This is a genomic window from Pantoea sp. App145, assembly GCF_047947045.1.
Lineage (GTDB): Bacteria > Pseudomonadota > Gammaproteobacteria > Enterobacterales > Enterobacteriaceae > Pantoea.
Window position 1 is genome coordinate 602257 of sequence record NZ_CP133291.1, and the last position, 13400, is coordinate 615656.

The following is a 13400-nucleotide window of genomic DNA, read 5'->3' on the forward strand; positions in this document are numbered from 1 at the left end:
TCATCTCCTATGAGTTTGTACTATTCAACGGACGCCACAGCAGTAGCGCCAGCCACGGGCCGCCGATCAGCGTTGCCATCAGTCCGGCCGGAATTTGTCGTGGATAAAGTAGATTGCTGCCTGCCCAGTCAGCCAGCATCATCAGCACTGCTGCAATCAGCACCGCCAGTATCAGTTGCCCGAGCGGACGTCGTGCGCCCAGCTGCCGGGCCAGCTGTGGCCCAAGCAGGCCGATAAAGGACAAAGGGCCGACGATCAACGTTGCCACGCCGGTCATCGCCGCCGCCAGCACCATCAGCAGCAGGCGCGCCTGTGTGACGTTAAGTCCCAGTGAGGACGATACCTTATGCAGCGGTAACAGCAGCAATGCGCGGCGCAATAGCGGGGTCAGCGCCAGCAACAGCAGCGCCAGCATCAGCGCAATTGCCGCGGTACTGGCATTGACGTAGTAGGTTGAACCGGTCATCAGCTGACGCAGCATCGCTGCCGCCATGCCGTTGTTGCTCATTACGATAGCGGCGACTGACTGAAACAGCGCGGTGATAGCCAGGCCACTTAATAACATGCGTTGCGGATTGAGAGCGTAATGGCGCGCCTGCCACAGCGTGAGCGCCAGCGTCAGCAACGCGCCGATGGCGCTACTGGCCAGCATCAGCATGATGCCACCCAGCGGCCAGAGCAACAGTTGTACGGTGATACCCAGTGAGGCGCCAGCGCCAATGCCCAGTAATTCCGGGCTGGCCATCGGGTTACGGCTGACCCGCTGGATGATCACGCCAGCCGCCGCCAGCAGCACGCCTGCCGACAGTGCTGCCAGCAGACGTGGCAGACGGAACGGCAGCAGGGCATGGAGTTCAGCCAGCGAGTTCCAGTGCCAGCCGTGAATGCCACGCGCAAAATCGAGCGACACCGCCAGCAGCAGAAAAAACAGCGCGATCACCGGCAGCAGGATTATGCGATGGGTGGGAAAGGGTGCCTGAGAAGGTTCACTGACGTCGGGTTGAAAGATATGACGCAGCCGGGGTAAAAACCACAACAGCAACGGTCCACCCGCCAGCGCTGTCATCATACCGGTTGGCAGCAGCAAACCACCGATGCCGTTCAGACGGCTGACGCCCTGATCGGTCAGCCACAGCAACCCGGCCGCCAGCAACGGCGACCAAATCAGTTTCTGGCGCAGATGTTTTGCGCCCGCCAGCATGGCAAGATGCGGGGCGGCGAGGCCAATAAAACCAATCACCCCGACCACGCTGATCACCAGGCTGCTGATCACCAGCGCTGACAGCAGTGCGATGCCCCGCACCAGCCCGGCGGGCATGCCTATTGAATGGGTTACCCGCTCATCCAGCGCCAGCAGCCGCAGAGGCCGCAGGATCAGCAGTACCGGCAAGGCGGCCAGCAGCACTCGCGGCAAGAGCCACCAAAACGGGCTGGCATTTTGCTGGGTTAGGGCACCACCGCCCCAGATAAATACCGCCGCCAGCGAACGGTCATAGATGATCGTCAGCAGCAGATTGACGGAGCCACAGTACAGATTGACCAGCATGCCCGCCAGCGTCAGTGCCAGCGGGGTAAAACCCTGACGCAAACTCAGCAGAAACACCACGGCAAAGGCCAGCAATGCGCCGCTCAGCGCGATCCATTCACGTCCGGCCAGCAGCCACGCCGGGCCAGCCAGGGAAGCGAGCGACAGCGCCAGCGTGGCACCGGAAGCGATGCCCAGTGTCAAGGGCTCCGCCAGTGGATTGCGCAGCGCCTGCTGCATCACCACCCCGGTAAAACCCAGCGCCAGCCCGCACAGCAACGCCATCCCCTGACGCGGTAACCACATCTGGCTAAAAATCTGCTGCGCCAGGCTGGGATTGGCTGAGCCGTGCAGCACCTGCCAGATATCTGGCCATGCCAGCTGCTGGCTGAGTTGTTGCAGGCTGAGGAGCATCGCTGTGGCGAACAGCAGGGTACAGAGCAGGGCAGGATGGCGTGTCATCATGCGTTTGCCTCCTGTAACGCGCTGACCAGGCTCTCGGCAAAACGTACCGCCGTCAGCACACCGCCCTCGGTGGATAATCCATCGGGCATTACCAGCAACCGGTGACCACCGCGCGTCAGGGTCTGCCACAGCGGGGAGTTAATGACCGGTGTCAGGTCCACCTCCGGCCAGGAAGGCAACAGTACCAGCCAGCCGGGCGGCATTTGTGCCAGTTGTTCCAGCTCCAGCGTTGCCATGCCCTGTGGGCCGACGGCGAAGGGGGGACGATGATCCAGCCCCAGCAATCTCAGCATGTCGTTAAACAAACTCCCCGGGCCGAGCGCCAGCACATGCAGCGTATCCAGCGGATGCAGCAGGTAGATGGGCCGTGGCTGAAATTGTGCGGCTCGTTGCCGGGCCTGGTCGAGCCGTTGCAGCAGGGTTGTCATCACCTGGTCCGCCCGGGGACCCTCTCCCGCCAGCTGTGCCATAGCACGCAAATTCTGCTGCGCCTGCTGCCAGGGATGGGGGCTATAAATTGGGAAGTAATGCAACGGTGCGATGCGTGACAACTGCGCTTCGGCCATACGATGTGCGGGGGTGACCAGCAACTGGCTGGGGTGCAGTTCAAACAGGGTTTCATAGTTGGGTTGAAACAACAGGCCAACATCGGTCACCTGGGAGGGCAACGGCGGCTGGCTGAACAAGCGGCGATACCAATCTGGCGCGGCGACACCCACCGGCGTGACGCCGAGCAGCAGCGCCATTTCGGTTAATCCCCAGTCGAGGATCACCCAACGTGGCCGGGTTGCGGCCAGCAACGGAAACGAAAACAGGGCAGCGCCTGCCAGCGCGCCCTGGATTACCTGCCGACGGCTAATTACCACTGATAACTCACCGTGGCGATCAATTGCCGCCGCAGGCCAAAGTGGCAACCGAGATCGTTACAGTTGCTGATGTACTGTTTATCGGTCAGGTTTTGCAGATTCAGCGCCAGCTGCCAGTCTTGCCAGCGGTAACGCATCATCGCGTCATAAATCATCACCGCCGGTACTTTCAGGCTGTTGTCGGTGGTGGCGTAGTTGGTACCAACGTAGCGTCCGCCACCGCCGATGGTGACGCCATCAAGCATCCCCGGTAAGGCGTATTCGGTCCACAGGCTGGCAGTCTGCCGGGCGATCGCTACCGGCTGTTTACCCTCGGTATCATCGTTAGCCGAGATCACTTTCGGGTTGGTCAGCGCGTACGAGGCATTGACCAGCCAGCGTGACGTGATGTTCGCTTTCGCATCCAGTTCGAATCCCTGAGAGCGGATCTCGCCGGTTTGCACCGAATAATTAGCATGCTCCGGGTCGGCGGTCAGGACATTGGTCTGACGCAGGTCGTAGAGCGCAGCGCTGAACAACGCATTAAAGCCATTCGGTTGATACTTGATTCCCACTTCCGACTGTTTGCCTTTGGTCGGCTTAAAGGGATCGCCCGCCCAGGAGGTGCCGGACTGCGGCTGGAACGAGGTGCCATAGCTGATATATGGCGCAATACCATTGTCAAAGTGGTACATCAGACCGGCGCGACCGGTAGTGGCGTAGTCGTTCAGCTCGGTGCGGGTATCGGTGACCCAGTTCTGTGCGCGGCTTTGCGCTTTGTCATAACGTCCGCCGAGATTGAGGATCCAGTGGTTCCACTTCATGCTGTCCTGGAGGTAAAAACCCAGCTGGGTCATAAAGGAACGACTGTGGTTATCAATCGACGGGCTTGCAACCGGCGTACTGTAATCCGGGTTGAGATAGCTGATATCAGACGCGGTGCCGTAGCCGCTGTTCTGACGTAAATCGTCGTGCACATAATCCATGCCCACCGTCACCGCATGGTTAACCGGGCCGGAATACAGATTGCCTTGCAGGTTAGTATCGACATCAAACGCATTGAAGGATTCGATCACGCGCATGCTGTCACGGCTTACCGTCGCTGAGCCATCAACCACGGTATTGGTCGGGTAGACCATCTGGTAATCGCTGCTGGTGTGCAGATAACGCAGGTTCTGGTGCAGGCTCCAGCTGTCATCGAACTTATGCATAAAGTCATAGCCGATGCTGGCCTGCTCGCGGCGATAGTAATCAAAGCCCGGCTGGCCGCCGTAGAAGCTGTCGGAGTAATTGCCCTGTGCGAGGTGGATTAAGCTGCCTTCCAGCGGCAGCTGGTTATAAAACCCGGCGTAGGGATCTTTGCGGAACTGCCCGAGCAGCGTCAGACGCGTGTCGTCATTGGGCTGCCAGGTCAGCGCCGGGGCGATATCATAGTGTTTATATTTGGTGTAATCGACCTGGGTGTCGTTGCGAGACCAGGTGCCGGTAATACGGCCCAGCCAGTGTTCGTCATTATCCAGCGCGCCGGAGAGATCCAGCCCGGTTTCAAACAGATTATGGCTACCGGTGCTGACAAAAATCTGGTGGATAGGTTCGGCAGTGGGGCGTTTGCTCACCAGGTTAACCACGCCGCCCGGGCTAGCCTGACCAAAGGTCACCGAGTCCGGGCCTTTAACCACTTCGACGCGATCCAGCAGGAAAGTATCGAAATTCGGACGCGACCAGTAAGTCACCGTAGGGAGACGCAGGCCATCCAGGAACTCGTCAGCCGCGAAACCACGAATGTAGATATCATCGAAGCGGTAATCAGCGCCACCGCCTTCGGAGCCGATGCCGCTGTTATAACGCAACGCCTGGGCCACGTTCAGTGCACCCTGGGAAGCCATCTGCGCCTGAGTGATCACCGAGATGCTTTGTGGCGTTTCGATTAACGTGCGGCTGCTTTTGGTGGCAGAATCCGCTTTTTTCGCCACCTGGTTCCAGCTGTCGGCATCGCTGCCATCGGTATCCACGTTATTGGCGGTGACGGTCAGCGTATTGTCATGCGAATTATTATTGTTATCTGCCGCCAATGCTGGTGTGCTGCTGAACAGCACCAGCAATAAGGCGTTCAGTGGTGTGCGTTGAAAAGTGCGATGACGCAAGATTTTTATCCCCGATATAGTCCAACGGCCCTAAATAGTGATACAAATGATAATCATTACTATTTTATTTGATAGCGCCGCGCTGGCGGCTTCGCGCGATTGATTGGTTCAATAACGCAAAGCGGACAGCAATCGGCAATCTGACAGGATTGGATGTGATGGTGTTGAACAAACCACGGCTAACCGATGCCAGCCCGACCTTACCCTTATTAACCACGCGGGAAATGCATTATCACGCGGGGCGTGAGGAGCGCTGGCATGCCCATGAAGTGGCGCAGCTGGTGCTCTGTTTGCAGGGGGTGATGCGGGTGCAGACGCACAGCGCATCATGGACATTAACACCGGGCAGGGCGCTGTGGCTGCCGGGGACTTTACCTCATGCGTTAACGGCACTGAGCGATATTCGTAGCCTGAGTCTGTATCTGGAACCGGTGGTGGCTCGCGCCTTCTGGCCGGAAGCTCGCAGCATGATGATTTCGCCCTTGCTCCAGGCGTTAATGCAGACGCTGGTGGAGATGGAACAACAATCTAACCCCGATCCGCTGCGGGTGGAACTGATTACACCGTTGCTGCTGGATGAAATCCATCGCGCACCCGAGGGGCCGGTCTGTGTGCTGCCGTTACCTGCCGATCGTCGTCTGATGAACATTTGCCAGCAGTTGCTGCAAACTCCGGCCAGTAGTGACACGCTGGAAGAGTGGGGCCATCGCGTCGGGGCCAGCTCGCGTACCCTGGCGCGTCTGTTCCGCGATCAAACCGGTATTACCTTTACGCAATGGCGGCAGCAATTGCGATTATCAGAAGCGCTGGTGCAACTGGCACAGGGACAACCGGTACTGCGCATTGCCAGCCAGCTCGGCTATCAAAGTCCCAGCGCGTTTATCTCCATGTTCCGCCGTTTGCTGGGTGATACGCCACAGCGTTTTTTGCGGATTTCAGGGTGAAATCGCCAGCCTGATGATCACCGATGCCCGCCTGTAGTGGGGCATCGGGCGATGGTATCCGTGCTAATTTCGCCCGTTGATCTTCCCTGTTTCTCAACGCCCGTTCAAAACTATACTGCGTTGGAAAAGCCATTTTTACATAGCATGCGGGACACGCTGATGAGTTGGTGGAGTCCCGATTCTACTTCTGCGGCAGCACTGGTTGCCGGAAGGCGTAACAGGGCTAACAGCGCAGTCTTATCGGCATCCGTTGCCAGCACCACCGGGCTGGAATAGTTAAGTTGCAGGACTCTTTGCAAATCATCTACCGTGTTCGGCAATAGCCCAACAGGACAACACATCTCCAGCGTATGGTCTGACTCATTGAAGTAAATGGTCAGTTCCTCATCAACGATTAAAACCGGGTCATCACCGTCTATTTCCAACCCGAGAGCGTCATAAAGACTATAAATAATATTCGACATAATTCCTCAGCTACAAACCAGTTTTGATAGCCCTTGTGTTGCTTTCAATACCTGGTTGTTTCCAATACGCTCATTAAATGACAGATTCATCCCGGGAAGAGGTAAGGACTTAATGACTTTATTACCTGCAACACTGGTGTTATACACCTGAACCTCTGCATTACCACCATTAACCAGGACGTTCTGAAATAATTCCTTATCTGCTTTACTTTGCAGGCGACCCGGTTGACTTAAGGGTTTTCCCTGATGCTGACTTATAATTTCCCTTTTGATTTCTGCATCCAGCATGCCTGTTCTGTCCTTGCCACTTTTACAGTTCCAGCACGGTACAGCACCAATTTCATATGCCAGCATGGCGATGCGTTGTGCTGCCTTGTAGGGCTCACCTCCATCATGATGGTGGGATTTTTTAATAAAGATATCCCTGAGCTGCTGGCTAAGTTCCCGTACTTTTTCTCCATTCTCAGGGTTGGTTTTCAGATATTCGCCGACCATACCTTGAGGTTGCTTAGTGAATTTCAGTTCAGGACCAAATAGTTGCTTCAGTGCCTGATCATTATATTTATCTGAGGCAGTCCAGCCCAGTTTGAACTTCAGTGCCATTTCGTTAACCCCCAGACTGAATGCAACAACCTTCAGATTGACCTTTATCTGTTTTAATTCGCCCTGTTCATCCCTGATGGTAAGACTCAGAGGCGTTTGTTGGGTCAATGCTTGCCAGGCATGCATTTGGTCAGCGACCATACCATCCTCTTTTCCTGGCTTGCTTGCGGTGGCGAGTGAGGTGGAAACCAGGTTCAAAGGAATTACCTGGCCGGAGAGTGCGCGCTGTAACAAATCTGGTTTTGCATATAAAGCTGCAGTTAACACTTCCTTTGCCCGAGTGATGGCTCCGGCCTGACGAGCAGGATCGCTCTTTTTCAATCCGTAGGGTGAGAGAATACCGTGGCGGATGCCGTTAAATAACGTCTCAGGGCGACCATTCTTATCGGGAGCCGTAATTTCCGACATCCATAAATTGGTGGCGTGTTGGGTATCAGTAGTGGATGCGCTGCAAACACCTTTATCCAGATAGGATTGCTGGAAGATATCATGGGTGCCAGTCTTCATTTTCCCGGCAGGAGTCAGGGTGCTGGTATAATTATGGCCGCCGTGTGCAATATTTGTGTTTATTTTGTCCCAGTTCTTGCTGTTACGTATTTTTATTGCCGCTGCTTTGAATTCTTTTTTTATGATGCTTTTAACGTCTTTCAGGGGCACTCGATGTTTATTACTGAATGCAGTTGAAATATTATCGATGAGTTTGCCATTTAATTTTTTTGAGGTGTTTATTTGTTCTTTATTGGCTATATCAATGCCTGAATCTGTCGTTTTTAAAAGCCCAGGCATCAATTGCAACGTGCTTTTATTGAGTTTCAATTTATCCATGACAAATTCTGCAATTTTCAATTGATCAGTCTGGAAAGCTAAAAGCGCATTGACCGAACGGGCAGGCGGGGAAATATCACCCCCCGCTTCTGGACAGATTGGAGTGGCAAGGTAGGGGTTTGCTGCATTACCGCTGGTAAAAGGCAGCGGATCCTGCGAGGCCCGACTTGGCTGGATTTGTTCTGTGTTCAAATCATATGTTCTAAGTTCTGCATGTGCTATTGAAGCCCGAATCACATTAATCTCCTGATAGTAAAACAAAATTTATGAAGCCGTCTTACTAACAACGTGCATCAAATAAACCCAGTTTACTGAATCAGGTGAATGGCTTTTATGAATTACCGCATACGCTTATGGTTTTGGTACAACAGCCAGATTGCCTAAATATCCAGCAATCGTTCGTTCAGTAACAAAATCAGAAATACTGATGATCCGCAGTCGATTATGAATGTTATGACTGCTTCATTTCCCGCATATGGATTTTTATCCTGCTTTCGCAGGGGATTAGCAAAATATCACGAAAATTCAGCAAGTAACCCGCGAGATTGCGCGTTGCATTCTGCCTGGGGCTGTGAATAAATACGGAGACTTTCTTCATAAAAATGCCATAAAGGCCGGGCGCAAGCCTGAAAAAGATCACCGCAACCATGAAAGACCATCAAGCCACTTTGGCCCGGGAAATCAGTGCCAGAAGCGAAAGCCTGGAAGCACATCTCATCAATATCCGTCGTGATATTCACGCCCATCCTGAACTGGGTTTCGATACTCACCGTACCGCGAAAATCGTTGAGCAGGAGTTGTTAGCTCTCGGCCTGACGCCGAAAACCGGCGTAGGGAAAACCGGTGTGATGCTGGACATTGTCGGTGCTCATCCCGGTAAAACCGTATTATTGCGTGCCGATATGGATGCGCTGCCGATTCACGAGCAAACCGGGTTGCCGTTCAGCAGCAATTATCCGGGCAAAATGCATGCCTGCGGCCATGATATTCATACCGCGACGTTGCTGGGCGTGGCATCCATCCTGCCGCATTATCGTGACCAGCTGCATGGCACGGTACGCCTGATTTTTCAGCCTGCGGAAGAAACGCCGGAAAGTGGTGCGGAAGCGATGATCGCCGATGGTGCGGCCGATGGCGTCGATCTGGCGATTACGCTGCATAACAAGCCGGAACTGGCGGCCGGTGAAATCGGCCTGACACGCGGGGCCAGCACGGCCTCCAGCGATGAGTTTGATTTGGTGGTGCACGGCACCTCAACCCATGCGGCACGCCCGCATATGGGTACCGATCCGATCATTGCGGCGGTGCATCTGATCACCCAGTTGCAAACTATTGTTTCCCGTGAACTCGATCCGGCTAACTCGGCGGTCCTGACTGTTGGCCATATCCACGGTGGCACCACGCACAATATCATTTCTGATAGCTGCCTGATTCAGGGCACGGTGCGGGCGAAGTCCCCGGCGGCACGCGCACATATCGAGACGGCGTTTAAACGTATTTGCGCGGGGGTGGCGCTGGCGCTGAATACGCGTATCGAGGTCAATTATCAGCGCGGTGTACCACCACTGATGAATGACGATGCGCTGATTGACCAACTGGAAACCATCCTGTCGCATCAGTTCGGTAAAGCGATTATCGCTAAACCCAGTGCCAGCTTTGGCGCTGAGGATTTCTCGCTGTTTACCGAACGGGCACCGGGATGCCAGATCCATATTGGTTCCGGCGCGCCAGGACGCGACGATCACCTGCACAACTCGGATTATCAGCCCGACGAGCGCAGTATCCATGCAGGCACTCAGGCGTTAGCCCGTTTAGCCATCGATTTACTCTCCAGCAATCAATAACAAATCCTGAGGTTTTATGATGATGCGTAAAGGGCTTTTCACCGCTTCCGTTGGCATGCTGCTGCTTGCCACTTCTGCTCTGGTCCAGGCGAAAGATTTTGGCACCCTGAAATTTGCCACCGAAGCGGCTTATCCTCCGTTCAACCAATCCACGCCAAGCGGTAAAATTGTCGGTTATGAGCCGGATATGGTGGCAGAACTGGCAAAACGCGTTGGCTTCAAATACGAGCTGGTGGCACAGAAATGGTCAGGCATGATCCCCGGCCTGGTGGATGGCAAATACGATGCGGTGGTCGATGCGGTAACCGTCACGCCGAAGCGTGAAGAAGTAGTGGATTTCACCCATCAATACACTGTCAGCGTGTCGGGCTTTGTCACCCTGAAAGGCAGTGCGCTGGATACCCTGCCAGGTAACAACGAAGTGGTGCAGGCCGGTGATGAAGCGGGTATGACCAAAGCCATCGACGCGCTGAAAGCGAAGTTCAAAGGCAAAACCATTGCGGTGCAGGTTGCCACCATCCAGGCTGACTTCCTTAACAAATATCTGTCTGATGTGGCGACCATCCGCACCTATCAGGGTGGCCCTGAAACCTTCGCCGATCTGCTGAATGGCCGCGTTGATGCGGTGATGGCGTCACGTACTAACCTCAATGCCTATGTGAAAAAACATGCGGATACCGTGAACAGCACCGGCTATGGTTTTGTTGGTGGTGTGCTGGGCCAGGGTTCAGCGATTGCGCTGCGTAAAAACAATCCGGAGCTGAAAGCCGCGCTGGATGCTGCGCTGGTCTCAATGATCAAAGACGGTACGCTGAAACAGCTTTCTATTAAGTGGTTCGGCGAGAACGTCGCACCTGCGGAGTAATGCCTGACGCTTATGACTATCGACTGGCAACTGTTAGGATTCGGTGACGAAGGGTGGGGCGGCGTGCTGCTTAATGCCGCTACCGTCACCGTGACCGTTTCACTCTGCGCCTGGCTGCTGGGCGCAATTCTTGGCAGCCTGTTGTGCTGGATGCAGATTGGTGGCTCGCGCTGGCAACAACGGCTGGCGGGTGGCTACATCACTTTGTTTCGCGGTGTGCCGGAACTGTTGGTGATCTACCTGTTTTACTTTGGTGGCCGTCAGGTGGTGGGCTTCTTTGGCGCACTGCTCGATTTACCGGGGCCGTTCGATGTGAACGGCTTTGTCGCCGGGGCGATCGCCATTGGCCTGATCTCAGGAGCTTATCAAAGCGGCGTGTTCCGTGGGGCTTACCACGCCATCCCGAAAGGGACGCTGGAAGCTGCTACTGTGACTGGCATGGGGCGTTTGATGCTGTTTCGCCGCATGATTGTGCCGCAGGCACTGAAAACCGCGTTACCCGGTATGGGGAACCAGTGGCAATCAGTGATTAAGGAGTCGGCGCTGGTTTCAGTGACCGGCCTGGTAGAAACCATGAACCAGATTTCTACCGCCTCCAATTCAACGCAAATGCCGTTCTTCTTCTACAGCGTGGGTGCGGTGATTTACCTGATCATCACCACCTGTTCCGATTTTGTCTTCCGTTATGTGGAAAAAGTGGCCATGCGCGGGCAACAACGCGCCCGGTTGTAAGGAGGCCCGATGGATTTTTCCTTTTTGCAGCACACGCTGGTGGCGCTGCTGCGCGGATTACCGCTCACGCTGAATCTTGCCGTCCTGTCATTACTTGGTGGTGGCATGCTGGCGTTGTTGCTGAATTTGCTGCGACAAAATCGTGTGGGCAGCTATGTCGCACGCTTTTACGTCTGGCTGTTTCGTGGTACGCCGCTGTTGATTCAGATTTTCATGATCTATTACGGACTCGGCAGCTTACCGGCGGTGCGCGAGAGCCTCTTCTGGCCGCTGCTGCGTGATCCTTACTGGTGTGGCCTGATCGCCCTGATTCTTAATGATGCAGCGTACACCTCGGAAATTCTGCGCGGCGGCCTGAATGCGGTGAGCGTGCAATCGCTGGAAGCGGCGAAGGTGTGCGGCATGTCGCGCTTTACCACGCTGCGCCGTATCACGTTGCCGATTGCCGTGCGTCAGGCGTTACCCGCCTACAGCAATGAAATCATCTCGATGATTAAATCAACGTCGCTGGTCAGCACCATCAGTCTGATGGAGATGACCGGCATTGCCGATTCGATTGTGTCCGAGACCTTCCGCGCGCTGGAGGTATTTATCAGCGCGGCGATTATCTACCTGCTGCTGACCGTGCTGGTGAGCAAAGGTGTGGCGCTGCTGGAGCGCCGTTTGTCCCCTTATTACGCTGGAGCACGTTAATGAGCAAACCGACTATCGCCCTGAGCCATCTCAGAAAAAGTTACGGTGGCCATGAAGTGCTGCACGACATCAGCCTGACAGCACAGGATGGCGATGTGATTTCGCTGATCGGTGCCAGTGGTTCGGGCAAAAGTACCCTGCTGCGCTGCATCCCGTTCCTCGAAATTCCCCAGGGGGGCGAGATCGCGGTAGGTGACGAAGTGGTCACCATCGATAATCCGCATGAAAAGCTGAATCGCGAGCAGCGTAACCGCATCAAGCTGATGCGGATGCAGCTGGGTTTTGTGTTCCAGAGCTTTAATCTGTGGCCGCATAAAACCGTGTTGCAGAACATCATGGAAGCCCCGGTGCATGTACAAAAGCGCAGCTATAAAGAGGCGCTGGAAGAGGCCGAAGCGCTGTTGCATAAAGTGGGTTTGTATGAAAAACGCAACGCCTGGCCGTCACAGCTTTCGGGCGGACAACAGCAACGTGTGGCGATTGCCCGCGCGCTGGCGCAGCAGCCGAAGGCGATTCTGTTCGATGAACCGACTTCGGCGCTGGACCCGGAACTGGTGGGGGAAGTGCTGCGCGTGATCCGCGGGCTGGCGGAGGAGGGGCGTACCATGATTATCGTGACGCACGAGATGGGTTTTGCCCGCGACGTTTCCAATAAAGCGGTGTTTTTGCATCAGGGTAAAATCGAAGAGTCAGGCTCACCACAGCAGGTGTTCAGCGACCCGATTTCGCCGCGCTGTAAGGCCTTTGTCAGCAGCCATTTGCAACGCAACAGCTAGTCCGCCTCACTTGAGTGTAAGTAGATTTTACACGATGCCTTAGAAATATCTGATTTCGCACTGGTGTGGTGCAAAAAGCAAGACCACGCCAGTGCTGGAGTCAGATAATTATCCTCCCGATGTGCCTGACGTTCGCAGGATCTGCTGTTTTTTAACCTGGTGCTATTCACACAAATCCCCGACGGAATGCGGCTTTATGGCTGATTTTCGCCGGTGGAGATGTGGCCGTACGCAGACTATTATCAGCGCTCGCATGACGTTTTAGCTGCGGGGTAAATTGATGATTGCGACGGTCTGGTTAGTGGAAGACGACGTATCCGTGAGCGAATCTCTTGGGTTCCTGTTGAGGGCTTTGGATTATCAGGTGGGGGATTTTATCGATCTTGCTGATTTCGAGGCCGGCACCCAGGATGTCAGGCCGCTACGGGGGTGTCTGCTGCTGGATGTACCCTTACCGGATATTAGCGGGCAAAACTGGCTGGCGGAACATAACCAACTTCATCCATTGTTGCCGGTGATTATTATGGCCGACCAGGGCACACCGGAAGAATATCGCCAGGATGCTTTTGCTTTTTTTATCAAACCGCTCGATATGGAACCTTTACTGGAAAGTATTAAACAGGCGATGGAGGAGAGTGCGCGGCGCGTCGAGCGCTGGCACTCGGGGTAACGAAT

At 54.9% G+C, this 13400-nt stretch carries 12 protein-coding genes; 7 read left to right on the top strand and 5 right to left on the bottom strand.

The annotated features are described in order from the left end of the window. Positions 1-7: 7 nt before the first annotated feature. The 3 genes from fhuB to RCF31_RS22535 are packed head-to-tail and all read right to left on the bottom strand — an operon-like array spanning position 8 to position 4979. Positions 8-1990 carry a Fe(3+)-hydroxamate ABC transporter permease FhuB gene (gene fhuB, locus RCF31_RS22525; RefSeq protein ID WP_416413487.1) on the bottom strand — a complete coding sequence of 661 codons (1983 nt, stop codon included), beginning with the start codon at positions 1988-1990 and terminating at the stop codon, positions 8-10. Beyond that, entirely contained in the window at positions 1987-2856 is an 870-nt protein-coding gene (locus RCF31_RS22530; protein ID WP_416413488.1) for an ABC transporter substrate-binding protein, read from the bottom strand. Before RCF31_RS22530 ends, fhuB begins: the two co-directional genes overlap by 4 nt. Then, entirely contained in the window at positions 2850-4979 is a 2130-nt protein-coding gene (locus RCF31_RS22535) for a TonB-dependent siderophore receptor (RefSeq protein ID WP_416413489.1), read from the bottom strand. The genes RCF31_RS22530 and RCF31_RS22535 overlap by 7 nt, the downstream gene beginning before the upstream one ends. A 158-nt stretch (positions 4980-5137) precedes the next feature. Here RCF31_RS22535 and RCF31_RS22540 point away from each other — a divergent pair, with 158 nt between their 5' ends. Beyond that, on the top strand, positions 5138-5923 hold the full coding sequence (locus RCF31_RS22540; RefSeq protein ID WP_299451120.1) for an AraC family transcriptional regulator: 786 nt from the start codon (positions 5138-5140) through the stop codon (positions 5921-5923). A gap of 110 nt (positions 5924-6033) precedes the next feature. On the opposite strand, the gene RCF31_RS22545 is transcribed toward RCF31_RS22540, so the two are convergent. Together RCF31_RS22545 and RCF31_RS22550 are read right to left on the bottom strand one after the other, a co-directional pair. Beyond that, a complete protein-coding gene (locus RCF31_RS22545) occupies positions 6034-6387 on the bottom strand; it encodes a hypothetical protein (protein WP_416413490.1) in 354 nt (117 codons plus the stop codon). Positions 6388-6393: 6 nt separating this feature from the next. Continuing rightward, entirely contained in the window at positions 6394-8052 is a 1659-nt protein-coding gene (locus RCF31_RS22550) for an inositol phosphate phosphatase SopB (RefSeq protein ID WP_416413491.1), read from the bottom strand. Positions 8053-8462: 410 nt separating this feature from the next. On the opposite strand from RCF31_RS22550, the gene RCF31_RS22555 reads away from it, so the two are divergent. From RCF31_RS22555 to RCF31_RS22580, 6 genes are all read left to right on the top strand, one after another. Beyond that, complete coding sequence (locus RCF31_RS22555; protein ID WP_299450550.1) at positions 8463-9659, top strand: M20 metallopeptidase family protein; 1197 nt, start codon at positions 8463-8465, stop codon at positions 9657-9659. A 16-nt stretch (positions 9660-9675) separates the two neighbouring features. After that, positions 9676-10524, top strand: a complete 849-nt coding sequence (locus RCF31_RS22560) for a transporter substrate-binding domain-containing protein (protein WP_299450553.1) — start codon at positions 9676-9678, stop codon at positions 10522-10524. 12 nt (positions 10525-10536) lie between these two features. Beyond that, positions 10537-11256 carry an ABC transporter permease gene (locus tag RCF31_RS22565; protein ID WP_084880409.1) on the top strand — a complete coding sequence of 240 codons (720 nt, stop codon included), beginning with the start codon at positions 10537-10539 and terminating at the stop codon, positions 11254-11256. A gap of 9 nt (positions 11257-11265) precedes the next feature. Then, positions 11266-11949, top strand: a complete 684-nt coding sequence (locus tag RCF31_RS22570) for an ABC transporter permease (RefSeq protein ID WP_416413492.1) — start codon at positions 11266-11268, stop codon at positions 11947-11949. After that, complete coding sequence (locus RCF31_RS22575) at positions 11949-12725, top strand: ABC transporter ATP-binding protein (protein WP_416413493.1); 777 nt, start codon at positions 11949-11951, stop codon at positions 12723-12725. The genes RCF31_RS22570 and RCF31_RS22575 overlap by 1 nt, the downstream gene beginning before the upstream one ends. Positions 12726-13005: 280 nt before the next feature. Then, the gene (locus RCF31_RS22580) at positions 13006-13395 is read left to right on the top strand and encodes a response regulator transcription factor (RefSeq protein WP_416413494.1); all 390 of its coding nucleotides are present in this window, start codon (positions 13006-13008) and stop codon (positions 13393-13395) included. The last annotated feature ends 5 nt before the right edge of the window (positions 13396-13400 follow it).

Bases quoted from the DNA above. Each gene is read 5' to 3' on its own strand.
- fhuB (WP_416413487.1), bottom strand. From the start codon at position 1,990: ATGATGACACGCCATCCTGCCCTGCTCTGTACCCTGCTGTTCGCCACA.
- RCF31_RS22540 (WP_299451120.1), top strand. From the start codon at position 5,138: ATGGTGTTGAACAAACCACGGCTAACCGATGCCAGCCCGACCTTACCC.
- RCF31_RS22545 (WP_416413490.1), bottom strand. From the start codon at position 6,387: ATGTCGAATATTATTTATAGTCTTTATGACGCTCTCGGGTTGGAAATA.
- RCF31_RS22555 (WP_299450550.1), top strand. From the start codon at position 8,463: ATGAAAGACCATCAAGCCACTTTGGCCCGGGAAATCAGTGCCAGAAGC.
- RCF31_RS22560 (WP_299450553.1), top strand. From the start codon at position 9,676: ATGATGATGCGTAAAGGGCTTTTCACCGCTTCCGTTGGCATGCTGCTG.
- RCF31_RS22565 (WP_084880409.1), top strand. From the start codon at position 10,537: ATGACTATCGACTGGCAACTGTTAGGATTCGGTGACGAAGGGTGGGGC.
- RCF31_RS22570 (WP_416413492.1), top strand. From the start codon at position 11,266: ATGGATTTTTCCTTTTTGCAGCACACGCTGGTGGCGCTGCTGCGCGGA.
- RCF31_RS22575 (WP_416413493.1), top strand. From the start codon at position 11,949: ATGAGCAAACCGACTATCGCCCTGAGCCATCTCAGAAAAAGTTACGGT.
- RCF31_RS22580 (WP_416413494.1), top strand. From the start codon at position 13,006: ATGATTGCGACGGTCTGGTTAGTGGAAGACGACGTATCCGTGAGCGAA.